Below are 16171 nucleotides of genomic sequence, written 5' to 3'. Positions count from 1 at the left end.
CTGCCAGCCGTCAGCCGATGATCAGGCGACGACCACGGCGAGGATGTCGCGTGCGGAGAGCACCAGGTACTCCTGGCCCCCGTACTTGACCTCGGTGCCGCCGTACTTGCTGTAGATGACCTTGTCGCCGACGACGACGTCCAGGGGGACGCGGTTGCCGTTGTCGTCGATACGACCCGGACCAACGGCCAGGACCTCGCCCTCCTGGGGCTTCTCCTTGGCGGTGTCCGGAATGACCAGGCCGGATGCGGTCGTGGTCTCGGCCTCGAGGGCCTTCACGACGATCCGGTCCTCGAGCGGCTTGATGGGGACCGACACGTCGGACCTCCCCTTTCGCTATGAGAACTGCAACGGATGAGTGTCGAGCGCTGCCTGCCGTCCGTCGTCGCGGGTGCCGGACCGGCTGGTGTCGCTCTGGTGTTCGCCCGCCCCCGAGGGGGCGAACGTCCTACGCACAATCTAGGTCCGCATTAGCACTCGGTCAAGGCGAGTGCCAACGCGCGCCGGGCGTGGAAAGATCGACGCATGGACGCGTCGGCACTGACCAAGCTGCTCAGCCCGACGGGGTGGGCGCTCCTCAACGCGCTCCCCCCGTACGACGAGCGGCAGGCCATGGTGCTCGCGACGGGGCTGCGGGCACAGGGGGTGGACCCTGAGCTCGCCGCGGCCGCGCTCACCCAGTCGCGCCTGCGAGCCAAGGCGCACCTGAAGTTCGACACGTTCGCGGACGGCATGCTCTTCACCCAGGACGGCCTCGAGCAGGCCACGCGGCTCGTGGTGGCCGCACGCCACGCGCAGCGCTATCACGCGGCCGGCGTGACCAAGGTCGCCGACCTGACGTGCGGGATCGGTGCCGACTCCATGACGTTCGCCGGGACGGGCCTGCAGGTCCTCGCGACGGACATCGACGAGGTCACGGCGTCGATCGCGACCGTCAACCTCCGTCACTTCCCCGAGGCCGAGGTCCGCCACGCGGACGGGCTGAGCATCGACCTGGCCGCAGAGGGCGTCGACGGCGTGTTCGCCGACCCTGCGCGCCGCACGCGCTCGGGCACGCGCATCTTCGACCCTCGCTCGTACGCTCCCCCGCTCGACGACGTGTGGGCCCTGCGCTCGGTCGTTCCCGCGGTCGGTATCAAGGTCGGCCCCGGCATCCCGCACGCGGGACTGCCGACCGACGCCGAGACGCAGTGGGTCTCGGTCGACGGCGACGTGGTCGAGGCCGCGCTGTGGTTCGGCCCGCTCGCCCCCGAGGGCCCCGGGCGCACCGCGCTGGTCCTGCGGACCGTGACGGACGACGACGGCACGCGCCGCACCACGTCGCGCACCCTTCGCCATGCCCAGGGGGACGACGAGCTCGTCCCGGACGTGGGCGTCGTCGGGCACTATCTCTACGAGCCCGACGGCGCGATCATCCGCGCCGGGCTCGTCGCCCAGGCCGCAGCGGAGCTCGGCGGACGCCTGCTCGACCGGACCATCGCCTACGTGACCACGGACTCCCCCGCTCCCCGCTCCGCCGTGGGCAGCGACGGGTCGGCAGACGTCGCGACCGGGTACCGCGTCCTGGACGTCATGCCCTTCAGCCTCAAGAAGCTCAAGGCCTACCTGCGCGAGCGTGGCGTGGGACGGCTGACCATCAAGAAGCGGGGCACGGCCGTCGTGCCTGAACAGCTCCGCAAGCAGCTCGACCTCCGCGGCACCGCGGAGGCGACCGTCGTCCTCACCCGGATCGCCGGCTCGCAGCAGGTCCTGGTCGTCGAACCGCTGATCCGGCCCGACGGCACGAACATCCTCGACTCCCCCACGCCTCCTGAAAGGGGCTGATCGGTGCACCTTCCCTTCGCCCGGTCCGAGCGTTCGTCCGTCGGCATCGAGTGGGAGCTCGCGCTCGTCGACAAGGACTCGGGCGACCTGCGCCAGGTCGCCCAGACCGTGCTCGACGCCGTCGAGCCCACCGACGGCTCGCAGCACCCCCACATCCGCCAGGAGCTCCTGCTCAACACGGTCGAGGTCGTGAGCGGCGTGTGCCGCACGGTCGGCGACGCGGGCCGCGACCTCGAGGCCGCGATCGAGGAGATCCGCGTCCTGACCGACCCCCTGCGCGTCGAGCTCATGAGCGCGGGCACGCACCCGTTCGCGCGCTGGGCCCAGCAGAAGGTCACCGACAAGCAGCGCTACGCGACGCTCATCGACCGCACCCAGTGGTGGGGCCGGCAGATGCTCATCTACGGCGTGCACGTGCACGTCGGGATCGAGGACCGCAGCAAGGTGCTGCCCATCTCGCGCGCCATGCTCGGGTACTTCGCCCACCTGCAGTCGCTCTCGGCCTCGTCACCGTTCTGGGGTGGCAAGGACACGGGCTACGCGTCGAACCGTGCGCTCATGTTCCAGCAGCTGCCGACCGCGGGCCTGGGCTTCCAGTTCGAGACCTGGGAGCAGCTCGAGGGCTACGTCGGGGACATGATCCACACGGGCGTGATCGACCAGTTCGACGAGGTCCGGTGGGACCTGCGCCCCTCACCGCGCTTCGGGACGCTCGAGACCCGCATCTGCGACGGCGCGACCAACCTCACCGAGGTCCTCGCGCTCGCGGCGCTCAACCACTGCCTCGTCGAGCACCTGTCGACGCTGCTCGACCAGGGCAAGGAGCTCCCGACCATCCCGGCCTGGTTCGCCCAGGAGAACAAGTGGCGTTCGGCCCGGTACGGGATGGACGCGATCATCATCCTCGACCGCGCGGGCAACGAGGAGCTCGTGACCGAGGCCGTCGCCAAGCTGCTCGTCGAGCTCGAGCCCGTGGCGGCCCGGCTCGGGTGCCTCCAGGAGCTCGACGACGTCCGCGTGATCCTGCGGCGCGGTGCGTCGTACCAGCGGCAGCGAGCCGTGGCGCGTCGGAACGGCGGAGAGCTGGACGCCGTGGTCCGCGCGCTCGTCGCCGAGATGCGGGCGGGTCGCCCGCTGTAGCGGCGAGAGGCCCGACGCCGGAGCGCACCGCGGGTGCGCCCGGTCAGTGGTCCGTGATCGTGACCCCACGTGCCGCGGCCTGCTCGGCGAGCCAGTCCTCCGACCAGTCGGTGGCCGTGCACGGCGACGACGAGCTGTCCGCGACCTCCTGCGAGTAACCGCCCCAGGACAGGACGCGGCACGTCGCGTCCGACTCGACGACGTCCTTCCAGTCCTCGTCGTCCCGCAGCCCCGCCTCGCCCGCGGACTGGACGACGTCGAACCGGTGCCACCACTGCATGAGGTGCGAGAGCTCGTGCGCGAGCACGAACTCCTTCGCCGCTGCGCTCGCCTCGGGTCCCCAGTACATGAACAGGGTCGTCGGGTAGTCGGGGTCGTAGCACCCGGCGACGCCGGTCTCGCGCAGGTCTCGCTCGACGATCCACTCCATGCCGCAGTTGTAGGCGCCGTCGTCGGTGAAGACCACGCGCAGGCCCTCGTTGGCCGGGTTGAGATCGACGAGCCATCGCGTCGGGTCGGGCTGGCCGGGCGCGAAAGCGGTGCCGGGGGCCGCCGTGAGCAGGCTGTCCGGCACCGGCAGCGCATAGTCTCCCTGCTTCCAGCGTTCCTCCATGCCCGCGTCGGCAGAGAGGTCTGATCCGCCCGCGGCGAGGTCGCCCGGAGCAGGGTCGGCGACGACGTCGTCCGAACCGGTGCCCGGGACGGGGGTGGTCTCCGGGTCCGGCTCGGGCGCGACCCAGCCGTCGATCGCCGGCACGGTCGGTGCGGGGTTGTCGAAGGCGCCCGCGAGCCCCTGCTGCGCGGACCGGATCACGCCGGCGGCCAGCCCGACCACGACCAGGACCCCGACGAGAGCGACGAAGGTCCCGACGAGCGCGGAGCGTCGACGGCGCGGGGGCTGTGGTGCGGCCGGGGCCGGGTACCCGGTGGGCCCGGCAGGGGCCGGGGGCCAGCGGTGGCCGCCCGCACGCGCCGCCTCCTGGGCGGCGAGCGCGCGGTGGACCGCGAACCAGTGCGCCGACGCCGCCAGGGCGTGCTGCTGAGCGCGGCCCACCTGGGTGAGAGCGTACGCGTGCCACGCCTGCGCGCTCTGCCACGCGGCGGCAGCGCTGCCCGGCGCGTGCGCGGACCCCGACGGCGGGCCCTGGTAGGCAGGTCCTGCCGGGCCGGGTCGCGCGGGATCCATGAGCTCTCCGTACTGCCCCGCGGCGGTCGCGTCGGCCAGGTCGCACGGTATCAAGTCCACCCGCGCGCCCCGCCCGGGGGTCCGAACAATTCGGTGGCGGTGGCTGAGAGCATGGGCGCATGGATCCCGCGGACTTCTACACCGGACTCGTCGTCGAGCTCTACTCGCCCCTGAAGTCGGGCCACGAGGACCCCGAGCGCTACGCGCGCTTCGTCCTGGACTCGGGCGAGCCGGCCCTCGAGCTCGGGTGCGGCGACGGGGACCCGCTCCTCGCGCTGCGCGCGCTCGACCTCGACGTCGAGGGCGTCGACTCGTCGACCGACATGCTCGCCCGGTGCCGCGAGCTCGCGGCCCAGGAGGGCCTCGACGTCGTGGTGCACCACCAGCGCATGGAGGAGCTCGACCTCGACCGGTGCTACCGGTCGATCTTCCTCGCGGGCCCCACGTTCACCCTGCTGCCCGACGACGGCACGGCCCTCGCGGCGCTGCGCCGCATCCGGACCCACCTGACCCCCGACGGCACCGCGCTGGTCCCGCTCTTCGTCCCGACGCCGACGCCGTCCGAGCAGCTCGGGCGCGCCCGCGCGACGACGCGTGAGGACGGCGCGCTCCTGAGCGTCGCGGTCACGACCGAGGAGCGCGACGAGGTCGCCCGGGTCCAGCGCAGCACACTGCGCTACGAACGCGTCCTGGACGGTCTCACCACGGTCGACGAACGGGTGTGGACCATCCACTGGTACACCCGCGACGGCTTCCGCGACCTGGCCCGTGCCGCGGGTCTCGAGGTCGTCGAGGTCCAGGACGACGAGGGGCGCCCGGCCGCGCACGACGCGAGCGACGTCACGTTCGTGCTGCGCGCCGCGCGCTGAGCGACGGCGCCCGATCGGGCACGCCGCCTCACCGAGAACGAGCTGCTCGGCTCCGAGCGGGCCAGGCCTGGCCCGCTCAGACCGTGACGGTCGTGAGCGGCATCGAGGAGTCGACGGGGATGTCGAGGCCCGAGGGCGCGACGCCCGCCCGGACGACCGCCGACCCGAGCGCGGCGATCATCGCGCCGTTGTCGGTGCAGTACCGGATGGGAGGGATGCGCAGGTCGATGCCGGCCTCGGCGCAGCGCTTCGCGGCCATGTCGCGCAGCTGCGAGTTGGCGCTGAACCCGCCACCGACCACGAGCGTCTCGACGCCGTGCCGCTGGCAGGCTGCGATGGTCTTGGCCGTGAGGACGTCGGCGACGGCCTCGGCGAACGAGGCCGCGACGTCGTTCAAGGGCACCTCGAGCCCGCTGTCGACGCGGGCCTCGACCCAGCGGGCGACCGCGGTCTTGAGGCCCGAGAACGAGAAGTCGTACGCGTGCTTCTCCTGGTCCTTGCGTGCGGTGAGGCCACGCGGGAAGCGGATCGCGGTCGGATCGCCCTCGCGCGCGAGGCGGTCGACGTGGGGCCCTCCGGGGTAGGGCAGCCCGAGGAGGCGGCCGACCTTGTCGAACGCCTCGCCCGCGGCGTCGTCGAGCGTCGAGCCGAGCTCGGTCACGTCGGTCGCGATGTCGTCCACGAGCAGCAGCGACGAGTGCCCGCCCGAGACCACGAGGGCCATGACGCGCTCGGGGAACTCGCCGTGGACCAGCTCGTCGACCGCAGCGTGGCCGATCACGTGGTTCACGCCGTACAGGGGCTTGTTCAGACCGATCGACAGCGCCTTGGCGGCCGAGGCGCCGATCGTGAGCGGGCCGACGAGGCCGGGACCGGCCGTGACCGCGATCGCGTCGATCTGCGAGAGGTCGACGTCCGCCTCGCCCAGCGCACGCTGGATCGTGGGGATCATCGCCTCGAGGTGGGCGCGCGAGGCGACCTCGGGGATGATGCCGCCGTAGCGGGCGTGCTCGTCCATCGAGCTCGCGACCGCGTCGACGAGGAGCTCGCGGCCGCGCACGAGCGCGACCCCCGTCTCGTCGCAGGAGGACTCGATCCCGAGGACGAGGGGGGCACCGAGGCTGTCAGAGGAACCGCCAGAAACCATGGTTCCCAGCGTAGTCGTGCTGGAGAGGTCGTCGTGCGGGCGGGGACGCCGTCGTTGTGTCGCACGTCACGCCCCGGATCGGGAAGGGTGATTGATCCTTCAACTGTTGACCGAGGCATGAGCACAGAGACCTTCACCCCCATCGACGCCGCCTTCGACGACCTGCTCGAGATCGACGCCTCGACCGCCGACCTGCTGTTCCGCGAGGCCCGCACCGTCCACGCGTTCGAGGACGAGGCCGTGCCGGACGAGAAGATCCAGGCCGCCTACGACCTGGTCCGCTGGGGACCGACCGCCATGAACACCGTGCCGCTGCGCCTCCTCGTGGTCCGTGACCCCGAGGCCCGTGCACGCCTGGTCGAGCACATGGCCGACGGCAACAAGGCCAAGACCCTGGCTGCGCCGCTGACCATCGTCGCCGCGGCCGACCCCAACTTCCACGAGTACCTGCCCGTCCTCGCCCCGCACATGGAGGGCGCCAAGGAGAACTTCGAGGCTGCCGGCGAGGAGACCCGTACCGGGATGTCCCGCACCTCTGCGCTGATCCAGGTCGGCTACTTCATCGTGGGTCTGCGTGCGGCCGGTCTGCACGTCGGTCCCATGGGTGGCTTCGACGCGGCAGGTGTCGACGCCGAGTTCTTCGGCGAGAACGGCTGGAAGTCGCTCGTCGTCATCAACGTCGGCACCCCGGCCGGCGAGGGCGCGACGTACCCGCGCCAGACGCGCCTCACGTTCGAGCAGGCCTCGACGACGCTCTGACGCCGTCCCGCCGGTGCGCCGAGCCCTCTGCGGCCCCCGGCTGAACGACCCCGAGACCCGTCCGGTCAGGCCCCTGTGGCCACCGGGCGGGTCTCGTCGTTGGACCACTGGGACCACGAGCCCGCGTAGAGCGCGGCGTCGATCCCCAGCGTGGCGAGGGCTGCGACCTCGTGCGCGGCCGTGACCCCGGACCCGCAGTAGACGCCGACGTGCTGCTCGCCGTCGGCGCGCACCCCGAGCGCCGCGAAGCGCTCGCGCAGCGCGGGCTCGTCGAGGAACCGTCCGTCGGACCCGAGGTTCTGGACGGTCGGCGCGCTCACGGCTCCGGGCACGTGCCCCGCGCGCGGGTCCACGGGCTCGACCTCGCCCCGGAAGCGCTCGCCCGCCCGAGCGTCGAGGAGCAGTCCGCTGCCCGACGACGCCAGGCGCGCCGCGTCGTCGGGCGTGAGCGTGGGGAGCTCCCCCTGCGACAAGACGACGTCCCCGCGCACGGGGACGACCTCCCCCTGCTCCAGGACGAAGCCCGCACCGGTCCAGGCACCGAGACCACCGTCGAGGAGGCGGACGTCGGCGAGACCCGCCCAGCGCAGCAGCCACCAGGCGCGCGCCGCCGACGTGGCGCCCACGGCGTCGTACGCGACGACGCGGGACCCCTGGCGCACGCCCCAGCGACGCGCGGCCGCCTCGAGGTCGGCGAGGTCCGGGAGCGGGTGCCGGCCCCTCGCCGGGGACGGCGGCGCGGCGAGCTCGGACTCGAGGTCCACGAACACCGCGCCGGGCAGGTGCCCCGCGAGGTACTGCTCGTGGCCGTCCGTGACCCCGAGGGCCCAGCGGACGTCGAGCAGGACCAGGTCGCCCGTTCCTGCCGCGAGCTCGTCGTGCAGGGCCCGTGCCGAGACGAGCACCGCGTCGCGTGCGCTCACGCGACGCCCGGCTCGTCGGGCACCGCTGCGTCGCGGGTCTCCGCGGCAGGCGCGTCGTCGGTCAGCTCGAGGCGCATGGTGTACGCGTCGACGTCCTCTGGCTGGTAGTACCGCTTGCGGATGCCGAGCTGCTCGAACCCGAACTTGCCGTACATGGCCAGCGCGGCGTCGTTGTCCACCCGGACCTCGAGCAGCACCGCGCTCGCCCCGACCTGGCGCGAACGGTCGATCAGAGCCGTCAGCAGCACCGACCCGATGCCGAGGTGCTGATACTGCGGGTCCACGCCGATCGTCATGATCTGCGTGACGTCGCCGTCGAACCACAGTCCCGCGTAGCCGATGAGCTCCTGCGGGCCGGCGGCGTAGAGGCGGACGGGCTCGGCCGCGACGTACCAGCGGCCCAGCGCCCCGAGCTCCTCGGCGAGCATGCCGTAGGTCCAGGCGCTCGACCCGAACAGCTCCTGCTCGAGGCGTACGACGCGCGGCAGGTCCGCGGCCCGCAGCGGCCGGAGCTTGACCTCGTAGTGCGCGCTCACGCCCCGGCCCCCGTCGGCGTCGCCGCGGGCGGTGCGTCGCTCGCCCGCTTGCGCGCGGCGGGCTCCTGGACGTCCGGTCGGCGCAGGTACAGCGGCTCGGTGGGCTGCTCGACGCCCGCGTCGCGGCGGGCGATCGCGAGCCGCGCCAGGACCGTCGCGTCGGGCACCAGGGGCGCGTCCTCGGCGAGCGGCAGGTGGTCGGGGTACAGCGCGGCCCCTTCTCCCACGACGACGGCGCCCGCGACCTGGTCGGCCAGGCCCGCGGCCGGACCCACGTCGGGACCCGCGACGAGCTCGACGACCGGGGTCGCGTGCGGACCCTCGTGCGCCACGACGCGGTAGCGCGCCCAGTACACCTCACGACGGCGCGCGTCGGCGGTCGCGAGGACCTCGTCGCCCGGCGTGAGGCCCAGGTCGCTCACGGCCTGCGCCGCGATCGCGTCGAGGCCCGAGACGCCGAGCGCCGGGATGCCGAGCGAGAGCGCGAGCGTGCGGGCCGTGACCAGCCCCACGCGCAGGCCCGTGAACGGCGCCGGCCCGGTGCCCGCGACGACCGCGGTCAGCGCGGTCCGGTCCACGCCGGCCTCGGCGAGCACCTCGCTCACGAGGGGAGCCAGGGTCTCGGCGTGCCGGCGTCTCTCGTCCGCGGAGCGCACGGCGAGCCGTTCACCGCCTTCCCCGACGAGGGCGACCGCGACGGCGGCTGACGTATCGAGCGCGAGGACTGCCACGGTCCCAGCCTACTTTTCCGCGGACGGGTCGGCGGCCAGCTCCTGCATGCCGGAGCCCTCCGCACGGGGTCCCGCGGTGTCGTCCGGCTCCCCCGAGGACTCGAGGGACGCGACGACGGCCGCGCGCAGCGCGGCTGCGGCCCGCTCGAAGCCGGCCCAGCGGTCGCCCACGGCCCGCACGGTCACGTGCCGGACCCCGGCCTCGGGCGAGTCGAGCCCGTCGTCGGTCCCGTCGCTCCCCGCGGAGACGCCCAGTCCGCCGCGCGGGCGCTCGATCGTGATCTCCAGGCGGTCCTCGGCGAGGGACTCCACGAGGTCCTGTCCCCACTCGACGACCGTGACCGACTCGTCGAGGCTCGCGTCGAGGTCGAGCGCCTCGACCTCGTCGAGCGAACCGAGCCGGTAGGCGTCGACGTGCACCAGGTACGGCCCGTCCGCGAGCGGCGGGTGCACGCGCGCGATGATGAACGTGGGCGACGCCACCTGGCCCCGCACCCCCAGCCCCGTGCCGATCCCCTGGGTCAGGGTCGTCTTGCCCGCGCCCAGGTCGCCCGTGAGCATCACGAGGTCTCCCGCGCGCAGCTCGCGGGCCAGCGCGAGCCCGAACGCGCGGGTCGCGTCGGCGTCGGGCAGATCGATGGTCAGGTCGTTCATGACAGCCACTCCTGGTCGTGGTGAAGGGGGTTGCTCGACGCCTCGGGGGCGCGGTCCGCCGGAGCGCCCTTGGCGGGCTCCGTCGTCTGGCCGGTCGTGCCGCCCGCGCCGTCGACGTGAACGCGCGGCACGCGCGCGCCCAGACGCGTCGTGATCTCGTAGCTGATGGTGCCGGCGGCCAGCGCCCAGTCCTCGGCGGTCGGGGCTCCCCCGCGGGCCAGCCCCGCACCGGGCCCGAACAACGTCACGACGTCGCCCGCCTGCTCGGACGCGTAGGGACCCAGGTCGAGCACGAACTGGTCCATGCAGACCCGCCCGGCCACGTGCAGGACGCGGCCCGTGCCGTCCACTCCGCCGGCCTCGTCGATCGGCCCCCCCACCAGCACGGGGCCACCGGGCCGCTCGGGCAGGGCGCCCGAGGCGTGCCGCGGGATGCCGTCGGCGTAGCCGAGCGGGACCACGCCGAGGATCGTCGCCTGCGGCGTCGTGTAGGCGTGCGCGTAGGAGACGCCCTGGCCCCCCGCGACCTGCTTGACGGTCGCGAGCCGAGCCTCGAGCGTCATGGCCGGGGTCAGGCCGAAGTCGTCGGGCGTCCCGAGCTGCGGGACCGGCGAGAGGCCGTAGACCGCGAGGCCCGGGCGCACCAGGTCGTAGTGCACGCGCGGGTTGGTGAGCGTCGCCGCGGAGTTCGCGAGGTGACGCACCTCGAGCTGCACGCCGGCGGCCTCGGTCGTGCGCACCGCGGCGTCGAACACGTCGGCCTGGTGCAGGACGGTCGGGTGCTCGGGCTCGTCCGCGAACGCGAAGTGCGACCAGATCCCGACGACGCGCAGCACGCCCTCGGACTCGGCGCGCAGCGCGGCGTCGAGCACGGCCGGGAGCTGGTCCGGCACGATCCCGTTGCGCCCGAGCCCCGTGTCGATCTTCAGGTGCACGCGGGCGGGGCGCCCGGCCGCGCGGGCTGCCGCGGCGACCTCGTCGAGGGCCCACGGCGCGGCGACCGAGACGTCGATCTCCGCTTCGACGAGCGCCCGGAGCGGCGCTCCCGGCGCGTAGAGCCAGGTCAGGACCCGCGCCTGGTCGGGGCCGATGCCCGCGGCGCGCAGCGCGAGCGCCTCCGAGACCTGCGCCGTGCCGAGCCAGGTCGCACCGCCCGCGAGCGCCGCACGGGCGCTGGGCAGCAGGCCGTGGCCGTACGCGTCGGCCTTGACGACCGCCATGACCTGGGCCGTGCCGGCGTGGCGCGCGAGGGACTCGACGTTGGAGCGGATCGCGCCCAGGTCGATCACGGCGCGGGCCGGGTAGTAGTCGGCGGGCGGGACGGGGCCGGTGGCCGACGGCGAGGGGGTGGTGTCGCCGGTGGAACCGTGCGGGGGATCGCTGAAGGGGCTCACGGTCACCGATTCTCTCACCGGCGGTGACGGGCGTGCGGGCCGAGGGCGACGGATCCGCCCACCAGGGACGCCGTCGGGCCTACGACCACTCCTGCAGAGGCCGCGTCGTCTCGAACCGCCGTGGCCTCCCGCTGAGCGGGTCGACGAACTCGATCGAGCGCGAGACGAGCTGGAGCGGCCTGCTGAAGTCGTCGGGGCGCACGTCGTAGAACGTCGGGTAGAAGTTGTCGTGCAGGATCGGCAGGCCCAGCGAGCTCATGTGCAGCCGGAGCTGGTGGGTCTTGCCCGTGTGCGGGGTGAGGCGGTAGAGCCCGGTCCGGCCGCGCGACCCGTCGCCCGTCCCGGACGAGTCCTCGCGCGTGGCCACGAGCTCGACGAGGCTCTCGGAGTTCGGCTCGCCCGGCACCTCGGACGCGCGCATGACGCCGCGCTCCTTGTGGATGCGGCTGCGCACGACGCGCGGCAGGTCGAGCGCAGGGTCGACGCCCGCGACGGCCTCGTACACCTTGGTCACGCGCCGCTCGGCGAACAAGGTCTGGTACGGCCCGCGGACCTCGGGCCGCACGGTCAGCACGAGCACCCCCGCGGTCACGCGGTCGAGCCGGTGAGCGGGCGAGAGCTCAGGCAGGTCGAGGTCTCGGCGCAGCCGGACCAGCACGGACTCCGCGATGAAGGCACCGCGCGGGATGCTCGCCAGGAAGTGCGGCTTGTCGACCACGACCAGGTCGTCGTCGCGGTGCAGGATCTCGATCTCGAACGGCACGCGTGCTTCCACGGGCGGGTCCCGGTACAGGAACACGCGCGCGTGCTGCGCGAAGGCCGTGTCGGGCGTGACCGGCCGGCCCAGGTGGTCGACGACCTCCCCCGCGGCGACCTTCTCGCGCAGGCGCGGCTCGTCGTCGGGGAAGCGGTGGACGAGGTGGTCCAGGACGGTGTCCCACCGGGGCCATCCGTCGCTCCCGTCGCCGTTCTGGGGCAGGACGACGCGGGTCGCGTTGAGTCCGTCGCGCACGGGGAGCGGCTGGAACGGGATGCGCCGACGGCGCGGCGGGACCTGAGGGGTCGTGGGGGTCGGCACGGCCACCACGGTAGCCGCTCGCCCTGGGCGACCCTGCTGGGTGGCCGTCAGGACGGGCGCACGACGACGTCGGCCCGGTCCCGCGTCGAGGCCACGAGCCGGGCGTTGGTCTCGTCGGGCCCCAGCGCCCAGGCGCGCGCCGCGGCCGGCGGCTTGCCGTGCCGCTCGTGCCGGGCCACGAGGCGCTCGATGCGCACGGGTTCGGGGACCTCGAGGAACCAGGTCTCGTCGAGGATCGTGCGCACCGGGCTCCAGCGCCCGTGGTCCTGGTCCTCGCCCAGCAGGAGGTAGTTGCCCTCGGTCAGGACGAGCTCGACGTCCGGTCCGACGGGGATCGACCCCGCGACCGGCTGCTCGATCTCACGGTCGAACGCGGGCGCGTAGACCGTGACGCCGTCGCGGGGCGACCGGAGCCGCTCGAGGAGCGCGACGTACCCGTGCGCGTCGAACGTGTCGGGAGCGCCCTTGCGGTCCCGCCGTCCCAGGCGGGCGAGCTCGGCGTCGGCGAGGTGGAAGCCGTCCATGGGCACGACGACGGCGCTCACCCCGGGCGCGCGGGCGCCCTGCGCGGACGGGGCCGACGGGACGCCGCCGCTGTCGGCGGGTGCGGCGCGCTGCGTGAGCGCGGCGAGGACGTCCGCGGCGAGCGTCGACTTCCCCGCCCCCGGTGCGCCGACGATCCCGACGAGCACCCTGGCCGTTCCCCCCGGCGCTGTGCCCCTGTCCGCCGTGCCCCCAGGGGCCGTGCCTCGGGCGCGTGCGACGAGGTCCAGGCACCGGTCCGCGAGCGCCGTCGCGACCTCGCCCTCGATCAGCACCTGGTCACCCTCGACGTCTACGTGCCTCACCCGCGACCTCCTCTCTCGTCACCGATGGCGTGGCGGTGCGCCGCCACCGTGGACCTGAGCGTCCGCCGCCGTGGGCCTGCGCGTCCGTCACCCTCGGAGCAGGTCCGCGACCACGCCGGGAACTGCCTCGGCCACGTCCATGGCCGCGACCGGCCCGCCAGGGTTCGCCCGCACGGCTGCCAACCCGTGGACCGTAGCAGCCGCGGCAGCGAGCTCTGCGGCCAGCCCGGGCTCCTGGACCACGCGCTCGCCGTGGGCGGCCAGAAGGGCGCCCAGGAGCCCCGTGAGCACGTCCCCGGCCCCCGCGGTCGCGAGCCAGGCCGGTCCGTCCGCCTGGGACCACACTCCCTCGGGTCCGACCACCACGGTCGCCGACCCCTTGAGCAGCACGGTCGCGCCCGTGAGCTCGTGCGCGGTGCGCGCCCAGCGCAGCGGCTCGGCCTCGACGTCGGCCCGGTCGACGTCCTCGCCACGCGCCCGCAAGAGGCTCGCGAGCTCGCCCGCGTGCGGCGTCAGCACGACCGACGGCGGGCAGGTCGCAGGCAGCAGCGACAGCGCGCCGGCGTCCACGACGCACGCCGGTCGCGGCCCGGCCGAGGCGTCCCAGGCATCCTGTGCGAGCTCACCGCACGCCACCGCGAGCGCGTACCGGATGCGCTCGTGCTGGCCGGCGTCCGGTCCGGCGCCCGCGTCCCGCTCGCTCGCGCCGTCGCGCAGCGGCGACCGCTCCCCCGCGGCCGGCACCCCCGACCCGAGCGCCCACGCCTGGACCCTGCCCTCGGCGGGCACTGCCTCGGGGCGGGCCGAGACGACGACCCGCGCGACGTCGTCGGGCCCGCGGTACCGCACCATGCCCGCGCCTGCACGGACGGCCGCCGTGACCGCGAGCACCGCGGCCCCCGGGAACGTCGGCGTGCCCGCGACGACGCCCAGGACCCCGCGCGTGTACTTCTGGTCGCTCGCCCCGGGCACAGGCCACAGGCGTGCGACGTCCGCAGGTTCGAGGCGCCGGACCGCGGGGGTTCCCAGCCCGGCGAGGCCCACGTCGACGGGTGTCACGCGCCCTGCGAGGTGGGTCGCCGGGGGCAGGAGCAGCCCGGGCTTGGGTGCGCCGAAGGTGACCGTCCGGTCGGCGGGCAGGACGGGCCCGGGGACCGAGCCGTCGTCGACACCGATCCCGCTCGGGGTGTCGACCGCGACGACCCAGGGTCGCGGCCCGCCGCGGGAGACCCACCCCGACAGCCGGTCCGCGAGCGCCTCGACCAGCTCGCCGGCCACGCCCCGGAGGGCTCCCGACGCACCGATCCCGACCAGCCCGTCGACGACCACGTCGGCCGAGAGGATGCCCTCGACGACCTGTCCCCATCGCGCGCGCCCTGCCGGGGCGCCCAGGTCGAGGACCCGCCCACCCGCGCGGCGCAGCGCCGTCAGGCCGTCGGCATGAGGGTGCTCGCTCGTGCAGACCGCCTCGACGGCGACCCCTCGCCGGGCCAGGTACGCCCCCGCGAACAGGGCGTCGCCGCCGTTGTTGCCCGAGCCCACGAGGAGCACCACCCGTGTGCCGGTCACGTGCCCTGGGCGCGCTCCGCCGTCGGGACTGGCACCCCCTGTCCGCGCGGACCGCGCGTGCGGGAACGCGCGCCGCAGGTCGCCTGCCACGATCGCCGCGAGCGCGAACGCCGCACGCTCCATGAGCGGGACGCCCCGGGCGAGCAGCGGCTCCTCGGCGGCACGGACCTGGGCGGCGGCGAACGCTTCGATCATGGGGCCATGATGCCGCGCGGGGGCCCGACCTGCCGGACCGGCCAGCTCGCGGCAGCACCCTCGCGGGGCCGGCGCCGCACCGGGCTAGATTGGCGACCATGCGATTCGGACTCTTCATCCCGCAAGGCTGGCGACAGGACCTCGTCGGCATCGACCCTTCCGAGCAGTGGGAGACCATGCGGTCGCTCGCTCACCACGCGGACACCGCGACGACCGGAGCGCCCGGCCCGGGCGGCTCGGACGCGCAGCACGCGTGGGAGTCGGTGTGGGTCTACGACCACTTCCACACCGTGCCCGAGCCCACGGGAGAGGCCACGCACGAGGCCTGGACGCTCATGGCCGCGTTCGCGGCGTCGACCGAGCGCGTGCGCCTGGGCCAGATGTGCACGTGCATGGCCTACCGCAACCCGGCCTACCTCGCCAAGGTCGCGGCGACCGTCGACATCGTGAGCGGCGGCCGCACCGAGATGGGCATCGGCGCCGGCTGGTACGAGCACGAGTGGCGCGCCTACGGCTACGGGTTCCCGGGGGCGGGAGCACGCCTGGGCGCGCTCGACGAGGGCGTGCAGGTCATGGAGCAGATGTGGCGCACGGGCTCCGCGACGCTCGATGGCACGTACTTCCAGGTCGACGGCGCGCTGTGCCACCCGCAGCCGCTCCAGGTCCTGGACGGCGTGGGCGTCGACGGCGGCAGCGCTCCCAGCATCCCCCTGTGGATCGCGGGCGGCGGTGAGAAGAAGACGCTGCGCATCGCGGCGCAGCACGCCCAGTACACCAACTTCGACGGTTCGATCGAGGGGTTCGCGCACAAGTCCGACGTCCTGCGGGGGCACTGCGAGGCGATCGGTCGGCCGTTCGAGGACATCACGCGCTCGGCCAACTACAACGTGGTCATCGGGGAGACCGAGGCCGACGTCGAGGACCGCCTGCGGTGGATCGGCGAGCACTACGCCAAGACCGTCCCCGCCAAGGCCGAGCAGACCGTGCGGGACTTCCGCTCGGGTCCGCTCGTGGGTACCCCCGAGCAGGTGGTCGAGACGCTCCAGAAGCTCGAGGGCGCGGGCATGACGTACGCCATCACGTACTTCGCGGAGGCGGCCTACGACCGCAGCGGGATCGAGCTGTTCGAGCGCGAGGTCGTGCCGGCGCTGCAGGGCTGACCGCTCCGCCGGCCCGGTGCCGGCAGGGGCCAGGGGTGCCGGTGCCTGTGCCGGTGCCGGTGCCTTGTGCCGGTGCCTTGTGCCGCGCCGGGGCGCCTCGCGCTGCCCCGCCCCCGGGTGCGGCGTGAGCGGCGGACGGCCGCGCGGGCACCATGGGG

The 16171-nt window shown here is 74.2% G+C and carries 16 protein-coding genes; 5 read left to right on the top strand and 11 right to left on the bottom strand.

Annotation, left to right across the window (positions count from 1 at the left end):
- Positions 1 to 21: 21 nt before the first annotated feature.
- A complete protein-coding gene (gene groES, locus ACFWFR_RS09760) occupies positions 22 to 318 on the bottom strand; it encodes a co-chaperone GroES (RefSeq protein WP_056653879.1) in 297 nt (98 codons plus the stop codon).
- A 207-nt stretch (positions 319 to 525) separates the two neighbouring features.
- Here groES and ACFWFR_RS09755 point away from each other — a divergent pair, with 207 nt between their 5' ends.
- Together ACFWFR_RS09755 and ACFWFR_RS09750 are read left to right on the top strand one after the other, a co-directional pair.
- Positions 526 to 1824, top strand: coding sequence for an SAM-dependent methyltransferase (locus ACFWFR_RS09755; protein ID WP_377622683.1), 1299 nt, complete (start codon positions 526 to 528; stop codon positions 1822 to 1824).
- Between the two features lie 3 nt (positions 1825 to 1827).
- Positions 1828 to 2964: a glutamate--cysteine ligase gene (locus ACFWFR_RS09750; protein ID WP_056653873.1), complete on the top strand. Its 1137-nt coding sequence runs from the start codon at positions 1828 to 1830 to the stop codon at positions 2962 to 2964.
- A gap of 43 nt (positions 2965 to 3007) precedes the next feature.
- Here ACFWFR_RS09750 and ACFWFR_RS09745 read toward each other — a convergent pair whose 3' ends face one another.
- Complete coding sequence (locus ACFWFR_RS09745; protein ID WP_377616117.1) at positions 3008 to 4210, bottom strand: hypothetical protein; 1203 nt, start codon at positions 4208 to 4210, stop codon at positions 3008 to 3010.
- A 59-nt stretch (positions 4211 to 4269) separates the two neighbouring features.
- Between ACFWFR_RS09745 and ACFWFR_RS09740 the strand changes: the two genes are divergently transcribed.
- Entirely contained in the window at positions 4270 to 5019 is a 750-nt protein-coding gene (locus ACFWFR_RS09740) for a class I SAM-dependent methyltransferase (RefSeq protein ID WP_377622681.1), read from the top strand.
- A gap of 76 nt (positions 5020 to 5095) precedes the next feature.
- Here ACFWFR_RS09740 and tsaD read toward each other — a convergent pair whose 3' ends face one another.
- Positions 5096 to 6166 (bottom strand): tRNA (adenosine(37)-N6)-threonylcarbamoyltransferase complex transferase subunit TsaD, encoded by a 1071-nt coding sequence (gene tsaD, locus ACFWFR_RS09735; protein WP_377616119.1) that lies wholly within the window; start codon positions 6164 to 6166, stop codon positions 5096 to 5098.
- 117 nt (positions 6167 to 6283) lie between these two features.
- Here tsaD and ACFWFR_RS09730 point away from each other — a divergent pair, with 117 nt between their 5' ends.
- Positions 6284 to 6925, top strand: coding sequence for a malonic semialdehyde reductase (locus ACFWFR_RS09730; protein ID WP_191801367.1), 642 nt, complete (start codon positions 6284 to 6286; stop codon positions 6923 to 6925).
- Between the two features lie 65 nt (positions 6926 to 6990).
- Here the strand turns inward: ACFWFR_RS09730 and ACFWFR_RS09725 are convergent, their stop codons facing one another.
- From ACFWFR_RS09725 to ACFWFR_RS09690, 8 genes are all read right to left on the bottom strand, one after another.
- The gene (locus ACFWFR_RS09725; protein ID WP_191801369.1) at positions 6991 to 7848 is read right to left on the bottom strand and encodes a sulfurtransferase; all 858 of its coding nucleotides are present in this window, start codon (positions 7846 to 7848) and stop codon (positions 6991 to 6993) included.
- Positions 7845 to 8384 (bottom strand): ribosomal protein S18-alanine N-acetyltransferase, encoded by a 540-nt coding sequence (gene rimI, locus ACFWFR_RS09720; protein ID WP_377616120.1) that lies wholly within the window; start codon positions 8382 to 8384, stop codon positions 7845 to 7847. The genes ACFWFR_RS09725 and rimI overlap by 4 nt, the downstream gene beginning before the upstream one ends.
- Positions 8381 to 9115, bottom strand: coding sequence for a tRNA (adenosine(37)-N6)-threonylcarbamoyltransferase complex dimerization subunit type 1 TsaB (gene tsaB, locus ACFWFR_RS09715; RefSeq protein ID WP_191801373.1), 735 nt, complete (start codon positions 9113 to 9115; stop codon positions 8381 to 8383). The genes rimI and tsaB overlap by 4 nt, the downstream gene beginning before the upstream one ends.
- A gap of 9 nt (positions 9116 to 9124) precedes the next feature.
- The gene (gene tsaE / locus ACFWFR_RS09710) at positions 9125 to 9769 is read right to left on the bottom strand and encodes a tRNA (adenosine(37)-N6)-threonylcarbamoyltransferase complex ATPase subunit type 1 TsaE (RefSeq protein WP_377622679.1); all 645 of its coding nucleotides are present in this window, start codon (positions 9767 to 9769) and stop codon (positions 9125 to 9127) included.
- Positions 9766 to 11058, bottom strand: coding sequence for an alanine racemase (gene alr / locus ACFWFR_RS09705; RefSeq protein WP_377622687.1), 1293 nt, complete (start codon positions 11056 to 11058; stop codon positions 9766 to 9768). Before alr ends, tsaE begins: the two co-directional genes overlap by 4 nt.
- Positions 11059 to 11242: 184 nt before the next feature.
- A complete protein-coding gene (locus ACFWFR_RS09700; RefSeq protein WP_377622677.1) occupies positions 11243 to 12241 on the bottom strand; it encodes a pseudouridine synthase in 999 nt (332 codons plus the stop codon).
- 47 nt (positions 12242 to 12288) lie between these two features.
- The gene (locus ACFWFR_RS09695; RefSeq protein WP_377622685.1) at positions 12289 to 12933 is read right to left on the bottom strand and encodes a nucleoside/nucleotide kinase family protein; all 645 of its coding nucleotides are present in this window, start codon (positions 12931 to 12933) and stop codon (positions 12289 to 12291) included.
- 243 nt (positions 12934 to 13176) lie between these two features.
- Positions 13177 to 14853: a bifunctional ADP-dependent NAD(P)H-hydrate dehydratase/NAD(P)H-hydrate epimerase gene (locus ACFWFR_RS09690; RefSeq protein WP_377622676.1), complete on the bottom strand. Its 1677-nt coding sequence runs from the start codon at positions 14851 to 14853 to the stop codon at positions 13177 to 13179.
- A gap of 98 nt (positions 14854 to 14951) precedes the next feature.
- On the opposite strand from ACFWFR_RS09690, the gene ACFWFR_RS09685 reads away from it, so the two are divergent.
- Positions 14952 to 16013, top strand: coding sequence for an LLM class F420-dependent oxidoreductase (locus ACFWFR_RS09685; protein ID WP_377622674.1), 1062 nt, complete (start codon positions 14952 to 14954; stop codon positions 16011 to 16013).
- Positions 16014 to 16171 lie beyond the last annotated feature (158 nt).

The organism is Oerskovia sp. NPDC060287 (assembly GCF_042726775.1).
GTDB lineage: Bacteria > Actinomycetota > Actinomycetes > Actinomycetales > Cellulomonadaceae > Oerskovia > Oerskovia merdavium.
This window is presented reverse-complemented; position numbering and strand designations above follow the sequence as displayed.

Bases quoted from the DNA above. Each gene is read 5' to 3' on its own strand.
- ACFWFR_RS09755 (WP_377622683.1), top strand. From the start codon at position 526: ATGGACGCGTCGGCACTGACCAAGCTGCTCAGCCCGACGGGGTGGGCG.
- ACFWFR_RS09740 (WP_377622681.1), top strand. From the start codon at position 4,270: ATGGATCCCGCGGACTTCTACACCGGACTCGTCGTCGAGCTCTACTCG.
- tsaD (WP_377616119.1), bottom strand. From the start codon at position 6,166: ATGGTTTCTGGCGGTTCCTCTGACAGCCTCGGTGCCCCCCTCGTCCTC.
- ACFWFR_RS09730 (WP_191801367.1), top strand. From the start codon at position 6,284: ATGAGCACAGAGACCTTCACCCCCATCGACGCCGCCTTCGACGACCTG.
- tsaE (WP_377622679.1), bottom strand. From the start codon at position 9,769: ATGAACGACCTGACCATCGATCTGCCCGACGCCGACGCGACCCGCGCG.
- ACFWFR_RS09690 (WP_377622676.1), bottom strand. From the start codon at position 14,853: ATGATCGAAGCGTTCGCCGCCGCCCAGGTCCGTGCCGCCGAGGAGCCG.
- ACFWFR_RS09685 (WP_377622674.1), top strand. From the start codon at position 14,952: ATGCGATTCGGACTCTTCATCCCGCAAGGCTGGCGACAGGACCTCGTC.